The 14,353-nt window shown below is 66.6% G+C and carries 15 protein-coding genes and 1 riboswitch; of the genes, 7 read left to right on the plus strand and 8 right to left on the minus strand.

What is annotated here, in order from left to right; translation table 11 throughout:
• The first annotated feature begins 19 nt into the window (after window positions 1–19).
• The gene (locus AU252_RS17840; protein ID WP_058931865.1) at window positions 20–868 is read left to right on the plus strand and encodes a PHP domain-containing protein; all 849 of its coding nucleotides are present in this window, start codon (window positions 20–22) and stop codon (window positions 866–868) included.
• Here AU252_RS17840 and AU252_RS17845 read toward each other — a convergent pair whose 3' ends face one another.
• The 4 genes from AU252_RS17845 to thiE all read right to left on the minus strand — a co-directional run bounded on the left by AU252_RS17845 (window position 869) and on the right by thiE (window position 6,092).
• Window positions 869–1,741, minus strand: a complete 873-nt coding sequence (locus AU252_RS17845) for a DNA-methyltransferase (protein WP_058931866.1) — start codon at window positions 1,739–1,741, stop codon at window positions 869–871.
• An 8-nt stretch (window positions 1,742–1,749) separates the two neighbouring features.
• Entirely contained in the window at window positions 1,750–3,444 is a 1,695-nt protein-coding gene (locus AU252_RS17850) for a DEAD/DEAH box helicase (protein WP_058931867.1), read from the minus strand.
• 292 nt (window positions 3,445–3,736) lie between these two features.
• Window positions 3,737–5,251 carry an RNB domain-containing ribonuclease gene (locus AU252_RS17855; RefSeq protein ID WP_058931868.1) on the minus strand — a complete coding sequence of 505 codons (1,515 nt, stop codon included), beginning with the start codon at window positions 5,249–5,251 and terminating at the stop codon, window positions 3,737–3,739.
• Between the two features lie 64 nt (window positions 5,252–5,315).
• On the minus strand, window positions 5,316–6,092 hold the full coding sequence (gene thiE, locus AU252_RS17860; RefSeq protein ID WP_083510465.1) for a thiamine phosphate synthase: 777 nt from the start codon (window positions 6,090–6,092) through the stop codon (window positions 5,316–5,318).
• A gap of 27 nt (window positions 6,093–6,119) precedes the next feature.
• A riboswitch (TPP riboswitch) is annotated at window positions 6,120–6,240 on the plus strand.
• Here thiE and thiO point away from each other — a divergent pair.
• The 4 genes from thiO (at window position 6,231) to AU252_RS17880 (ending at window position 9,027) form a co-directional block, all read left to right on the plus strand.
• On the plus strand, window positions 6,231–7,574 hold the full coding sequence (gene thiO / locus AU252_RS17865; RefSeq protein WP_058931869.1) for a glycine oxidase ThiO: 1,344 nt from the start codon (window positions 6,231–6,233) through the stop codon (window positions 7,572–7,574). Its footprint overlaps the riboswitch before it by 10 nt.
• Entirely contained in the window at window positions 7,571–7,807 is a 237-nt protein-coding gene (thiS, locus tag AU252_RS17870; RefSeq protein ID WP_058931870.1) for a sulfur carrier protein ThiS, read from the plus strand. Before thiO ends, thiS begins: the two co-directional genes overlap by 4 nt.
• Window positions 7,808–7,811: 4 nt before the next feature.
• On the plus strand, window positions 7,812–8,627 hold the full coding sequence (locus AU252_RS17875) for a thiazole synthase (protein WP_058931871.1): 816 nt from the start codon (window positions 7,812–7,814) through the stop codon (window positions 8,625–8,627).
• A 73-nt stretch (window positions 8,628–8,700) separates the two neighbouring features.
• Complete coding sequence (locus tag AU252_RS17880; protein ID WP_058931872.1) at window positions 8,701–9,027, plus strand: 4a-hydroxytetrahydrobiopterin dehydratase; 327 nt, start codon at window positions 8,701–8,703, stop codon at window positions 9,025–9,027.
• A 76-nt stretch (window positions 9,028–9,103) separates the two neighbouring features.
• Here AU252_RS17880 and AU252_RS17885 read toward each other — a convergent pair whose 3' ends face one another.
• Genes AU252_RS17885 through AU252_RS17895 form a run of 3 tightly spaced genes read right to left on the minus strand, consistent with a single transcriptional unit; the run spans window position 9,104 to window position 10,401 of the window.
• Window positions 9,104–9,406, minus strand: coding sequence for a hypothetical protein (locus tag AU252_RS17885; protein WP_058931873.1), 303 nt, complete (start codon window positions 9,404–9,406; stop codon window positions 9,104–9,106).
• 54 nt (window positions 9,407–9,460) lie between these two features.
• Window positions 9,461–9,685, minus strand: a complete 225-nt coding sequence (locus AU252_RS17890) for a DUF3107 domain-containing protein (RefSeq protein WP_058931874.1) — start codon at window positions 9,683–9,685, stop codon at window positions 9,461–9,463.
• A 50-nt stretch (window positions 9,686–9,735) separates the two neighbouring features.
• Complete coding sequence (locus AU252_RS17895; RefSeq protein ID WP_058931875.1) at window positions 9,736–10,401, minus strand: TetR/AcrR family transcriptional regulator; 666 nt, start codon at window positions 10,399–10,401, stop codon at window positions 9,736–9,738.
• Between the two features lie 84 nt (window positions 10,402–10,485).
• On the opposite strand from AU252_RS17895, the gene moeB reads away from it, so the two are divergent.
• The gene (gene moeB / locus AU252_RS17900) at window positions 10,486–11,685 is read left to right on the plus strand and encodes a molybdopterin-synthase adenylyltransferase MoeB (RefSeq protein ID WP_058931876.1); all 1,200 of its coding nucleotides are present in this window, start codon (window positions 10,486–10,488) and stop codon (window positions 11,683–11,685) included.
• A gap of 73 nt (window positions 11,686–11,758) precedes the next feature.
• On the opposite strand, the gene AU252_RS17905 is transcribed toward moeB, so the two are convergent.
• Window positions 11,759–13,072 carry a glutamyl-tRNA reductase gene (locus AU252_RS17905; protein WP_058931877.1) on the minus strand — a complete coding sequence of 438 codons (1,314 nt, stop codon included), beginning with the start codon at window positions 13,070–13,072 and terminating at the stop codon, window positions 11,759–11,761.
• Window positions 13,073–13,230: 158 nt separating this feature from the next.
• Here AU252_RS17905 and hemE point away from each other — a divergent pair, with 158 nt between their 5' ends.
• Window positions 13,231–14,349 (plus strand): uroporphyrinogen decarboxylase, encoded by a 1,119-nt coding sequence (gene hemE, locus AU252_RS17910; RefSeq protein ID WP_058933038.1) that lies wholly within the window; start codon window positions 13,231–13,233, stop codon window positions 14,347–14,349.
• Window positions 14,350–14,353 lie beyond the last annotated feature (4 nt).

Consider the following 14,353-nt stretch of genomic DNA (forward strand, 5'->3'; position numbering starts at 1 on the left):
GGTCAACTAGGCTGGGCAAGTGAGGATTGACCTGCATGCCCACTCGAACGTTTCGGACGGCACCGAAACCCCCGCCGACGTGATGGCTTCGGCTGCCCGGGCGGGCCTGGACGTGGTGGCACTAACCGATCACGACTCCACGGACGGCTGGGCCGAAGCATCCCTCGCGGCGCTGGAAAACGGGGTGGCCCTGGTCCCCGGCATGGAGGTCTCCTGCCGGACCGCGCAAGGGATCAGTGTGCATCTGCTGAGTTACCTGCACGATCCTGCCCACCCTGGGCTGCTTGAAGAGATCACCAAGGCCAAGGACGCGCGCCTCACGCGGGCCGAACGCATGGTGACCCTGCTCGCCGAAGACTACCCGCTGACGTGGGACGACGTCATCCACCATGTGGCTCCCGGGGCTACCCTGGGCCGGCCGCACATCGCTGATGCCTTGGTGGCGGCCGGTGTGGTGGCAGACCGCTCGGAGGCGTTCACGTCCATCCTGACGTCCCATTCGCGCTACTTTGTCCAGCACTACGCACCGGAACCCGCCACCGCCGTCGAACTGGTCCGTGCCGCTGGTGGTGTTCCCGTTTTCGCGCATCCCGTGGCGTCCGGCCGGGGCCGGATCGTGGGGGAGCGCACCTACCGCGACATGATCGACGCCGGCCTGGCCGGCCTGGAGATCGACCACCGCGACAACCCCGAGGAGGGGCGGGAATTCCTCAGGGGCCTGGCATCCAAGCACGGGCTGCTGATCACCGGCTCTTCGGATTACCACGGAGCGGGCAAACCGAACCTGCTGGGAGAAAACCTGACCACCGCGGATGTGCTGGCACGGATTGAGGAACTCGGCACGGGAATCGCCGTCGTCCGCCCCTGATCAGACGGGTGGGAACGACGTAAAGGTTGCCTTGGCGCCCAGCCGCTTGGCCATCACGTCGATGGCCGGCTGGTTCTGGTCCACACACACGAACTTCCGGTCCAGTTTGGCCGCCACGGCGCCCAGGGTCCCGGATCCGGCGAAGAAGTCCAGGCACCAGTCACCGGGCCGGCTTGACGCCGTCACCACACGGCGGATGAGGCCCTCGGGCTTCTGCGTGGGGTAGCCGGTCTTTTCCTTGCCTGTGGGGGAGACGATGGTGTGCCACCAGACGTCGGTGGGCAGCTTCCCGAGCTCACGCTTCGCCGGTGTCACCAGGCCCGGTGCCATGTACGGCTCGCGGTCCACTTCGGCGTTGTCGAAGTGGTATTTCGCCGGGTTCTTGACGTACACGAGAATGTTGTCGTGCTTGGTGGGCCAGCGGTACTTGGCGCGGGCACCGTAGTCGTACGCCCAGATGATCTCGTTGAGGAAGCACTCGCGGCCGAAGATCGCGTCAAGCATCACCTTGGCGTAATGGACCTCCCGGTAATCCAGGTGGAGGTACAGCGTGCCGTCGTCAGCCAGCAGCCGCCAGGCCTCCACGAGCCGGGGTTCCAGGAATGACCAGTAGTCACTGAAGGCGTCATCGTACCGGTGCAGGGCGCCCTTGATGGTGTCGTAGGAACGCCCCTTGAAGCCCACGCGGTCGCCGTCACCATCGGTGTTCAGCACCATCCGCGTTTCCTGGCGCTTCTGGACCCTGCCGGTGTTGAACGGCGGGTCGACATATATCAAGGTGAAGGCGCCGTCCGGCAGCGAGGGGAGGAACTCCGCGTTGTCCGCGTGAACCACCAGGTTGCTGCCGTCCGGCGCCCAGACGGTGTCAGTCATCGAGGCTGTTATGCCTCGGTGCTGCGCTGCTGCGGGCCGTTGTCGGCACCGGCCACCACTTCGCCGTTGCGGCGGCGGGTGCGGGTCCGGCTGCGGCGGGCACGGGGGTCCACTTCGCCTTCGGCCGGAGCCGCAGCAGCCGGTTCGGGGGCGGGGCTGGTGCCGGCGGTCGCCGCATCAGAGGTACGACGACGGCGGTCACCGGAGCGTCCGCCGGGCTCGCTGGTGCGGCGGCTGCTGCTGTCGCGAGCACCGGAGCGGCCGGCGTCGCGGTTGCTGTCGCGCCCGCTGTCACGGCCACCGCTGGGACGGGTGTTCTTTTTGCCGGTCTCGCCCAGGTCCTCGAGGAGCTCGGCGTCGACGCCGGCCAGCACGCGCTTGTTGCGGGGCAGGCGACCCTTGGTGCCTTCCGGGATGTCCAGCTCTTCGTACAGGTGCGGCGAGGAGGAGTACGTTTCCACGGGCTCCGGGACGCTGAGCCCCAAGGCCTTGTTGATCAGGCCCCAGCGCGGCATGTCGTCCCAGTCGACGAAGGTCACTGCTGTGCCCTTGTTGCCCGCGCGGCCGGTGCGGCCCACCCGGTGCAGGTAGATCTTTTCGTCTTCAACGCACTGGTAGTTGATGACGTGCGTGACGTCGTCGACGTCAATGCCGCGGGCGGCGACGTCAGTGGCCACCAGGACGTCCACCTTGTTGTTGCGGAAGGCACGGAGCGCCTGCTCGCGGGCGCCCTGGCCCAGGTCACCGTGGATGGCGGCGGCGGCGAAGCCACGGTCCACGAGCTCCTCGGCAACCTTCGCGGCGGTGCGCTTGGTTTTCGTGAAGATGATGGTCCGGCCGCGGCCGCGTGCCTGCAGGATGCGGGCAACAACCTCGATCTTGTCCATGCTGTGGGCGCGGTAGATGAGCTGGCGGATGTCGCGCTTGGTGAGGCCCTCGTCGTCCGGATCAGCGGCCCGGATGTGGGTGGGCTGCGTCATGTAGCGGCGGGCCATGGCGATGACCGGGCCGGGCATGGTGGCAGAGAACAGCAGGGTCTGGCGGACTGCAGGGGTACCGGCGATGAGGGTTTCCACGTCCGGCAGGAAGCCGAGGTCCAGCATTTCGTCGGCCTCGTCAAGGATGACCATCTTGACGTTCTTCAGGACCAGGTGCTTCTGCTTGTAGAGGTCGATGAGGCGGCCGGGAGTACCGACGACTACCTCGACGCCGTTCTGCAGGGCCTCCACCTGGGGCTCGTAGGCACGGCCGCCGTAGATGGTGGTGATGCGGGCGTTCCGCTTGCGGGAAGCGTTCTGGAGATCATTGGCCACCTGGACGGCCAGCTCGCGGGTGGGCACGATGACCAGGGCCTGAGGTGCACCCGGAACGGCGAGCTTGTCGTAGCCGGCGTCGTCCGGACCCACCACGCGCTGCAGCGCGGGAATGCCGAAGCCGAGGGTCTTGCCGGTGCCGGTCTTGGCCTGCCCGATGATGTCGTGGCCCGAAAGCGCCACCGGCAGGGTCATGGCCTGGATGGGGAAGGGGTGGGTGATCCCGGCGTCGGCGAGGGACTCCACGATGTCGGCGCGGACGTTGTAGTCAGCGAAGGATTTCTCCTCGATCTCGTGCGGCTTCTCGTCCGAGATGATGGTTTCTTCGGGTTCGATCGTCTCGATGCCGGAGTCGTCAGTCAGGATCTGGTGGGTATGCAATTCACTCACAGGGGAGTTTCCTTATTCATTTGGGCATTGGCGCTGCCTGCTCAACGGGCCGGCCAACGTGGCCGTTCCGGAGCACGCTCGAAGCGCGCAAGCAATTCCAGTGGAAGCCGATCGCGGGCTATCAAAATGCTGGCACTGGTGACCAACGGGTGCATCTCAAGATCGCGTAGGGGCGGGCTTGTTGAATTCAAATCAAGGAAATCAACGACCGGGCATCCATATCTACTTCTTCAGTCTAGCCGCACGGACCCTGAATCCCGGCTTTGGGCCGATCAGGCAGCGCGGAAATCGTTCAGGCCAGCAGCTCGAAGTGGACCTCGCGGGCGGCGATATCGGACGAGATCAGGCGGACCCGCACTTTGGTGCCGGATTTCAGGTCGCCGCCGCACCGGGCCGTCACGGCGGGTTCGGCGATCTGGATGATCCCCGAGGGGCCGTTTCCGTTTTTTGCGGCTCCGTTTTTCGCAGCGCCGTTCTTGGTGCCGTTGCCGTTTTTCCCGTTGCCGTTGTCCTTCTGCGGCTTGGAGCCGGAAATCACGATCGCATCGAATTCCTGGCCCACATGGTTGACCAGGAGCGCGGCCTCCACGGTGTCCAGCGCCATGCGTTCCATCCGCGATGCCAGCTGGTCGGATCCGGCCATGATCTCCGGCAGGGACGGCAGGGCTTCCCGCGCCCAGTCCGGTACCGGCTTGCCGTTGCTCAGGGCTTCGCAGATCACCAGGACAAAACGGTCGATCAGACGCCGGAGCGGTGCCGTGGTGTGGGCATAGGCAGCGCCGATGGCGGACTGGATGGCGTCTTTCGGGACTGTGCCGTCGAACGCCGTGTAGCTGGCACCGCGGAACAGCATGCCGGCGGAGTGCAGGATGGCCAGTTGCCGGGGTTTGGTCGGGTCAAGGCTGCGGAGGTATTCGCCGTAGCTGATCTTGCCGTCCCACGGCTTGCCCAATGCCTCAGTCTGGAGGCGGAAGTGACGCAGGGAGCGCTCGTCCGGGGCGGGCATGGTTCGCAGGATGCCCACTTCTCCCGCCAGCATCAGGTTTGCCGCCGCCATCCCCGTCATCAGGGAGATCTGGGCGTTCCAGTCCTCCACCGGAAGCTGCGGCGCCGCGGCAATCCGGTAGCCGCCGTCGGGCAGCTGCACGATTTCCTGCTCGGGCATGTTCAGGCTGGCGCCGCCACGCTGCCGCTCCAGTTCAACGCGCTTGAGGCCCACTTCCTTCAGGAGCTGCAGGACAGGGCCGGCCGTCCCGGCGTCGAGTTCGGCCTGGGCTCCCTTGTAGCTCAGCTTGGCCCGGCTGCGGATGGTGGCCCTCTGGACGCTCACAGTGGAGACCTGCGCGGCGTCGTCCAGCCCGAACTCCCAGACATAGGCGGAACACAGCTGGCCGGCCAGAAGGCTGCCTGCCCCTTCGCTAATGACTTCCGGGTGCAGCGGGATACGGCCGTCAGGGGCGTAGAACGTCTGGCCGCGGCGCCGGGTCTCTGCGTCCAGTCCGCCGCCGGGGCGGACAAAGGACGGCACGTCAGCGATGGCGTATAGCACCCTGTAGCCAGTGCCCGCACGCTCGATGAACAGCGCCTGGTCCAGATCAGTGGACGACGCCGGATCGATAGTGAGGAAAGCCACTTCCGTCAGGTCAGCACCCGGCAACTCGTGTGCGGCCACCGCCGCTTCCGCGTCCCGGACCGCCTCCGCCGGGTAGGGTCCCGGCAGTTCCAGCTCGGTCCGCAGGGCGCTCAGCGCCGCCGCGAGGTCGTTCGTCTGCTCGTGGACATTGGGGGCCAACCTATGATGTGACACGAAAATCAGGTTAGCTCGATTTCCACGGATCGTGCACGCCCGCCGCCCGCCACGCGGGGGATTGTCAGGATGCGCCGGCGTCCAGGGCCGCCAGGAGTGCCGCGGCCGCCGCTGCGGGGTCCGCGGCTTCGGTGATGGCACGCACCACAACAATCCTGCCGGCGCCGGCCTCCACCACCTGCTCCACGTTGCCGAGATCGATGCCTCCGATGGCAAACCAGGGCAGCGTGGCCTGGGTGCCACCGGCAGCGCGGACGGCTTCGGCCGCGTACCGCACCAGGTCAAGGCCGACGGCGGCCCGGCCCGGTTTCGTCGGAGTGGCCCAGACCGGTCCTACGCAGAAGTAGTCCAGGCCGCCTTGGTCAGTCAGCCCACCGGACAGCCGGATGGCGCCTTCGATCTGCTCGGCGGTGTGCGTGGAAAGGCCGATCGCGGCTGGTGCCCCGAGCAGCGTGCGGGCGGAAGCGACAGGCAGATCTTTCTGCCCGATGTGGAAGACGGGGGCGCCGGACAGCAGCGCGATATCGGCACGGTCATTGACTGCCCACAGCTTTCCGTGGCGTTCGGCCGCGGCCCGAAGCACGGCCAGCAGCTCCAGCTCCTCCGCCGCCTCGATCGCCTTGTCCCGGAGCTGGATGATGTCCACGCCGCCGGCAAACGCCGCGTCCACAAACTCGCCAAAGTCCCCGCGGTCCCGTCGCGCGTCGGTGCACAGGTACAGCCTGGCGCTGTGCGGGAGGCCGGTGTTAATGCCGACGGCGGAGTCTGTTCCGGCCAAGGATTCGGGAGCGGGGGAGGGGGCGGAGGGCGTGCCTGCAGCGGCGAAGGATTGCGCGTTCATGGAAACCAGCCTAAGTCCCCTAAACTGGGCGGGTACTGCGGGAGCCCGTTGCAGCCGTCACAAAGCGGCCGGGCTGAGAGGGCGTCAGAGCCGACCGCTTGACCTGATCCGGCTAGTACCGGCGTAGGGAAGGAACATATGCCCCCCGCAATAAGCAGCCCACCTGAGCCTGCACCAGCCAGCCCGGCCACCGCCCTGCACGCCGACGTGGCCGTCATCGGCGGCGGAGTCATCGGCCACGCCATAGCCTGGGAAGTCCGGCGGTCCGGCCGTTCCGTCGTGCTGATCGATGACGCGCCCGGCAACGGCGCCAGCTGGGCAGCCGCCGGCATGTTGGCCCCTGTGAGCGAACTGCATTACCAGGAGGAAGACCTCCTTGAGCTGATGCTGGCATCCTCCGGCCTGTGGCCTGCCTTTGCGGCCGACCTCGCCCTGGCCGGGGCTGGCGATACCGGATATCTGACGACGCCGACCCTCGCCATCGGCGCGGACGCTGCGGACCGCAGGGCGCTGATGGACCTCCGGGCTGTGCAGCAGGCCAGCGGCCTGGTGGTGGAACCCCTGACTGTCCGTGAGGCCAGGACGAGGGAATCCCTGCTTAGCCCGGCCATATCCTGCGCCCTGGACATCCCCGCCGACCACCAGGTGGATCCACGGAAACTCGTGGCGTGCCTCCAGGAAGTCCTGGCCATCCACGGACCGGGAGCAGGAACCGCCGTGGCAGGTGCCCGCGCGGGATTCGCCGTTGACCAACGTGCCGCTGCCCTGCTCTGGGAGGACGGCCGCGTCATCGGCGTGAAGCTCGCCCACGGCGGAACTGTCCAGGCTCGGGAGACCGTCGTGGCCAACGGATTGCAGGCGGCGTCGCTGGATGGCCTGCCGGTTGGACTGCACCTGCCCCTGCGGCCCGTCTACGGTGACATCCTGCGGCTGGCTGTTCCGCGGCACCTGCGCCCGCTCCTCACCTCCACTGTCCGCGGAATGGTCCATGGTGTGCCGGTCTACATCGTTCCCCGGCAGGACGGCACGGTGGTGATCGGCGCTACGCAGCGAGAAGACGCGCTCGCCGGGACGGGCGACGCTGCTGTCTCGGCGGGCGGCGTCTACCAGTTGCTGCGGGACGCCCAGGTCCTGGTGCCGGCCGTCTCGGAGCTTGAACTCCTGGAATGCACAGCGCGGGCAAGGCCTGCGACCCCGGACAACGCCCCTCTCCTCGGCCGCGTACCGGTTTCCGCGCCACGGACGGGGAACACGGCGAACATTGCCGGGCTGATGGTTGCCACCGGATTCTTCCGCCACGGAGTGCTGCTGGCTCCGGCGGCGGCGGCCATCTGCCGGGACCTGCTGGATGGCCGGACGGACCCGCGATGGGGGGCCCTCAGCCCGGCCCGCTTTTCAGGAAAGCACCACGTAGCCGGCATACAGTCCCCAGACAATGACATCCGCACGAAGGACCTCGACCCACAGAAGGAATCAGCATGAACATCACCCTCAACGGCTCGCGCCATTCCGTGGCGGACGACGCCTCCATCACCACCCTCATCAGCCAGATCACTGGACGTCCCCTCGCGGCCAACGGCCAGGCGACAGACGGGCAGAAACTCGGCGTCGCCGTCGCCCATAACTCCGAAGTAGTACCCCGCAGCCAGTGGTTCGTCACGGCGCTCGCCGAAGGTGACGACGTCGAACTGGTCACAGCAGTCCAGGGAGGCTGACACCATGACAGTAACCAGCAACATCAGCACACATAACCGTCCCGAGGCCGCAGACAGGCTGGTCATCGACGGCGTCGAGCTCGGCTCCCGCCTCATCATGGGCACCGGTGGCGCCCCCAGCCTCGACGGGCTGGGGGCAGCCCTCCTGGCGTCCGGAACCGAGCTGACCACAGTGGCCATGCGGCGCTATGCGCCGGCTGAATCGGGATCCCTTTTCCAGCTCCTGGTGGACCACGGGATCCGGATCCTGCCCAACACCGCCGGCTGCTTCACCGCCCGGGACGCGGTCATGACGGCGGAACTCGCCCGCGAAGCGCTGGAAACGGACTGGATCAAGCTGGAAGTCATCGCCGACGAACAGACCCTGCTGCCGGACGCCGTGGAATTGGTGGATGCTACGGAACACCTTGTTAACCGGGGCTTCAAAGTGTTCGCCTACACCAACGATGACCCGGTCCTGGCCCTGCGGCTGGAAAACCTGGGGGCCGCTGCGGTCATGCCGCTCGGAGCACCCATCGGCACCGGCCTGGGGATCCTGAATCCACACAACATCGAACTGATCGTCTCGCGCGCCTCGGTGCCCGTGGTGCTGGACGCCGGCATCGGCACGGCATCCGACGCCGCCCTGGCCATGGAGCTTGGCTGTGATGCCGTGCTGCTGGCCACTGCAGTCACGCGGGCGCAGAACCCTGCACTCATGGGGGAGGCCTTCAAACACGCCGTCATTGCCGGTAGGCTGGCGAAAGCGGCCGGCAGGATTCCGCGCCGCGAGCACGCCCTGGCGTCATCGGCCATGGAAGGCCGGGCAGAGTTTCTCTAGGCCGCTTTCTCCAGGCCCGGCGCCCTCGGCCAGACGCCGGGGCGGGCTCACCGGACGAGCCGAGGAGGCCGCTGTGGCCGGCAAGGAAGACATACTCACGCGGGAGCGCATCGAGGCTGTCCTCGCCGCGCTCCCCGACTGGCAGTACCGGCTGGGCGGGCTCGTCGCTGTCTACAAGACGCCGACGGCGGCCGCCGCACTGGAGCTGATTGCCGCCGTCGGACGCGTGGCGGAAGAACAGAACCACCACCCGGACCTTGACTGGCGCTACAACAGGGTGCATCTCCGCTACACGTCCCACGACGCCGGCGGCGAGGTCACTGAGCGGGATGCCGCTGCTGCCGCAGCGGTGAGTGCTGCTGCCGTTCGGCTCGGCGCCACAGCCCAGCCGGTGGCTTAGGCCGCCGGGTTAAAGGACCGTGACCACGCACCCTGCTGGGTGGTGGTCACGGGTTCTTAAGGAAAAAGGGCGCGGCCTAAAGCTTGAGCGCCTGCGTCAGCCGCCGCGTATCGTGGCTTGCGCGCGTCCGGCCCAAGTAGATGACCGTCCCGATTGCAGCGACGGTGCCGAGGGCCATGGGCAGGACCCAGGGAATCCACGTCAGGCCCGGCTGGTAGCCAAAGCCTGCCGAGATGAAGATGATCCAGCTGACTGCGCCCACCACTACGGCAACTCCGGCGGGTAACCCTGTGCCGTACCGGGTGTGGCGCTTGTCATTGGCCCAGATAATAAAGCCTGCGGCTGCTGTGACCAGGACAACGATGGTCAGCGAAAGCATGGAATCTCCTCGGAAAGCAGCGGCCAACCGCCAAGGCGGCTGGCCGCGGACGTGCTAGAACTGGCCGAAACCGACCTTGCGGGCCTCTTCGGCGCCGATTTCCACGTAGCCCAGGGCGTTCCCGGGAACGATGATGATGCGTCCCTTGTCGTCCTTGAGGCGGAGGTCTGTGCCCTTGGTGATGGCTTCTTGAACGACCGTGGCTACAGCGTCAGCATCCTGAGCAGATTCCAATACGATTTCGCGGCCAATGTTCTGAATGCCGATCTTAATTTCCAAAAGGGGGCCTCCCAGCCAATCAAAGTTTCTTGGGTTCTCTCATTTGTAGTCTAGGACTCTTTGGGGAAGCGCGAGATTCCGCGCCAAGCTAAACGGTAAATGAGGTCGCTGGCCACATCGAGGTCCAGGTTCCCGTCCGTTTCCAGCCAGTAACGCGCGCTGACCTGGGCCATTCCGGCTAGGCCACGGCCCAGAAGCTGCGCCTCCAGGTGGGGCAGCTTGGTGTCCTCGGCAATCACCCGGGCCACGGCGTCCGCGAACGTCTTGTTGAAAGTCTCGAGGCGTGAACTGACATCGGGATCGTTGATGAGGTCCGATTCGAAGACCAGGCGGTGCGCTTGGTCGTCGCTGGCGATGAAGCGGTAGTAGGCGCGCATCACCGCCTGGACACGTTCGTCATTGTCGGTGGTGGAGCTCAGTGCGCCGAGCATCAGGTCCGTCAGCGACGCGAGATGGCTGTCCAGGAGGGCAAGATACAGCTCCCGTTTGGACGGGAAGTGCTGGTACAGCACCGGTTTGCTCACATGGGCCGTTTCGGCGATTTCATCCATGGCGGCGCCGTGGTAGCCGTTGGCGACAAAAACCTCCTGGGCCGCCGCGAGGAGCTGCGCCCGGCGCTCGTCCCGGGGAAGCCGGGCGGACCGCTGGCCTGCAGTGCGTTGAGGTGTTGGCGGTTCCCCGCCGGACGCCCGGTCAGCCCGTGCTTCATGGACCACAGTTGCCCTACTTTCCCTTGCCGTTACTTACACAATACTGCGCGGTAATATGACCGGGCGGTATCTCGGGGCATACATTGAAGTATGGCTTCGACTTTGACCGCAAATGATTCCTCTGTCTCGCTTAAACCGCTCGTGGAGCCCGCCGGTGAACTGACGCCGGCCGAGGTGGAACGCTACTCGCGGCACCTCATCATTCCCGAAATCGGAGCGGTGGGGCAGCGGCGGCTGAAGAACGCCAAGGTGCTGGTCATCGGTGCCGGGGGACTGGGTTCGCCGGCGCTGCTCTACCTGGCGGCGGCGGGTGTGGGAACCCTGGGAATCGTCGACGACGACGACGTTGACCTCAGCAATCTCCAGCGCCAGGTGATCCACGGCGTCGCCGACGTAGGACGGCCCAAGATCGAATCCGCGCGGGACGCGATTGCCGCACTGAACCCGCTGGTGGAGGTCCGGCTGCACAACGTCAGGTTGGATGCGTCCAACGCACTGGAGCTGTTCGCGGACTACGACCTGGTCCTGGACGGGGCGGACAACTTCGCCACCCGTTACCTGGTCAACGATGCCGCCGCCATCCTCGGCAAGCCCTATGTGTGGGGATCGATCTTCCGCTTCGACGGTCAGGTCAGCGTGTTCTGGGAAAAGCACGGACCCACCTATCGGGACCTTTATCCCGAGGCCCCGCCGGCCGGATCCGTGCCCTCCTGCGGCGAGGGCGGCGTCTTCGGCATGCTCTGTGCTGCTGTGGGTTCACTCATGGTGACCGAGGCAGTCAAGCTGATCACCGGCGTCGGGCGTTCACTCCTGGGCCGGGTGGCACTGTTTGATGCTCTGGGCGGAAGCTGGCGCGAGATCCGCGTGTCGAAGGACCCGGCGGCGGAACCCATTACGGAACTGACGGACTACGAAGCCTTCTGCGGCATCACTCCTGCCGTCTCCGCAGACACGGAGCACACAGTGACGGCAACCCAGCTGGCCACCATGCTGGCGTCCCGGAAGGCAGGCCTGAAGGACTTCGAGCTGGTGGACGTCAGGGAAACCGGCGAACACGACATCGTGAGCATCGACGGCTCGGTGCTGATCCCGCAGGGCAGGATCCTCGCGGGGGAGGCCTGGGCGGAACTCCCGCAGGACAAGGACATTGTGTTCCACTGCAAAGCAGGCACCCGGTCAGCCAACGTGCTGGAGGCTGCGCGGAAGGCCGGCTACCAGCGGGTCAGCCATCTCGACGGCGGAATCCTGGCCTGGGTGCGCGACGTGGAGCCGCAGAAGCCGGTCTACTAACCGGTTGCCCTATCACTTTTGGTCGCCAAAACGTTCGGTTGAGAGCCAAAACTGATAGAGCAACGGGGGCCGGTCAGGCGGTTTCGAGGCCCCGGTGGTCCACGGGGCACTCCGCCTGCGCTGCGGTGGCCGGCTGCTCCACGGTGATGCCGTAGAGGGTTTCGAGCGCGGACACGTAGTCGTCCTGCTGGCCGTTGGCGGCGAGCTCACGGGCACGGACAGTGGGCACGTGCAGCAGCTGCTTGACCATCCGGCGGAGGGCGAACTCCACTTCCTCGGCGGCGGCGGTGCAGCCGTGGCGGGCACGGACGCGTTCCATTTCCGCATCCAGGACGTTCATGGTGTGCCGCCGGAGCGCCACGATGGCGGAATCCACCGAGCGGGCTTCCCGTTCCTGTTCGAAGGCCTGGGCCGCGCCGGACACAATGCCGCTGGCCTGGGTGAGGGACTCGGCCTGTTCCTGGGGTGCCGCCAAACGCACGGATTCCAGCGTGAGCAGCTCAACGCCGTCGAGCTGGCCGACTTCGGGGTCAAAGTCATGGGTGAGGGCGAGGTCGATCGCGATCAGCGGCTGGGGAGAGTCTGCGCGGATCTCGGCAAGTTCACCGGCCTCGACCCGGGTGTCGGAGCCGCTGCAGCCGATCATGACGTCGGCCGCCGCCACGGCCAGCGGCAGGGAATCGCTGTCCAGCGATGTTCCGCCGCGGGTGGCGACGAACGCTTCGGCGCGTCCCGACGAGGAGAACACGGAGATGTCGGTGCAGCCCCTTTCGCGGAGCAGCGCCATGGTGGCGCCGGCGTAGGCGCCGGTGCCGAACACCACCACCTTCTTCGCTGACCAGTCGGGGCTTTCGGAAAGATCGGTGGCCAGATCCAGTGCCACTGAAACGATGGACAGGCCCCGGGAACCGAGGGCGGTCTGTGCTCCGACATCCTTGGCCGTCTTGGAGGCGGCCTGGAAGAGGCGGACCAGGCCGGAGCTGGCCGTGCCCTCGTGCTGGGCGGTGATGAGTGCGCGGCGGACCTGGCCGGCGATTTCACGTTCACCCACGACGGCGGAGTCCAGTCCTGCGCTGACGGCGAAAAGGTGCTGGCTGACTTCGGGGCCGGTGCGTGTGCTGAAGGAGCGGGACACGAGCTGTTCGTTGAGTCCGCTGAGGCCGCTGATCTCCGAGACGAGGGCCGCCCGGGCAGCCTCAACATCGTCAGCGTGGGGAGCTTCACCGTAGATTTCGTACCGGTTGCAGGTGGCAAGCACCACCGCACCCGTCACTGCCGGCGATCCGGAGAGTGCGGATGTGGCGATCCCGGAAGCACCGTTGCTCAGTTGAGCAACGGTCTCAAGGTCGATGTCGGCGTGTGTAGCCACCAATGAAAAAAGAACCACAGCAGATCAATCATAGCTTTTTCGTAGCCTGGTAGAACAACAGGCCAAACGGCAACGGGCGGTGGAGGGCCATGATTCCTGTCACGGCGCGTCCCGGGCGGCTTTCCGTGACAGGCTGTCGTTATCTTTTAGGGCCGATTTTGGGCACAATCAAAGGCATGACTTCCAGCTCCGCCGTGTCCAATGCCGTGCCCAGTGTCCCGTCTGCTGCCGGTGCCCTCGCTGCGGGCCATCCGCTGATGGACGGCCGCACCGCAGATTCTCCCCTCATCACCGCCTACCGCGGCGGCAAGCCGTCGCGGCGGCCCGTGTGGTTCATGCGGCAGGCCGGGCGCTCCCTGCCGGAATACCTGAAGGTGCGCGAAGGCGTGGCCATGCTGGATTCCTGCCTGCGGCCCGAGCTCGCGGCCGAAATCACGCTGCAGCCCGTCCGGCGCCATGACGTGGACGCTGCCATTTTCTTCTCCGACATCGTCATTCCGCTCAAGCTCGCCGGCGTCGGCGTGGACATTGTGCCGGGCGTGGGCCCCGTGCTGGACAAACCGGTGCGCACGGCTGCAGACGTGGCTGCCCTGCCCCAGCTGACCTGGGAAGCGCTGGAACCGATCCGCGAAGCCGTGCGGCTCACCGTCGCCGAGCTGGGCAAAACCCCGCTGATCGGCTTTGCCGGTGCCCCGTTCACCCTCGCCGCCTACATGGTGGAGGGCAAACCCTCCCGTGACCACCTGGGCCCGCGCACCATGATGCACGCGGACCCGGAAACCTGGACGGCGCTGGCCAACTGGGCCGCCGACGCCTCGGGGATGTTCCTCCGCGCCCAGCTGGAAGCCGGCGCCTCCGCCGGGCAGCTGTTTGATTCCTGGGCAGGGTCACTGGGCCTGGCCGACTACACCAAGTTCGTGGCACCGGCCTCGGCCCGGGCGCTGGACCATGTCCGCCACCTCGGCGCGCCGCTGATCCACTTTGGTACCGGAACCTCCGAACTGCTTGTTGCCATGCGCGACGTCGGCGTGGACGTGGTGGGCGTGGATTACCGCCTTCCGCTGGATGAGGCCAACCGGCGCCTGGGCGGAACGGTGCCCCTGCAGGGCAACATCGACCCCGCGCTGCTGTCCGCGCCGTGGGACGTGCTGGAAGCCCATGTCCGTGCGGTCATTGCGGCCGGCGCTTCTGCGCCCGGCCACGTGCTCAACCTTGGACACGGGGTGCCGCCGGAAACCGACCCCACGGTCCTGACCCGCGTTGTAGAACTCATCCACTCCATTTCCCCGGAGTAGGACC

The sequence above is a fragment of the Pseudarthrobacter sulfonivorans genome (genome assembly GCF_001484605.1).
Lineage (GTDB): Bacteria > Actinomycetota > Actinomycetes > Actinomycetales > Micrococcaceae > Arthrobacter > Arthrobacter sulfonivorans_A.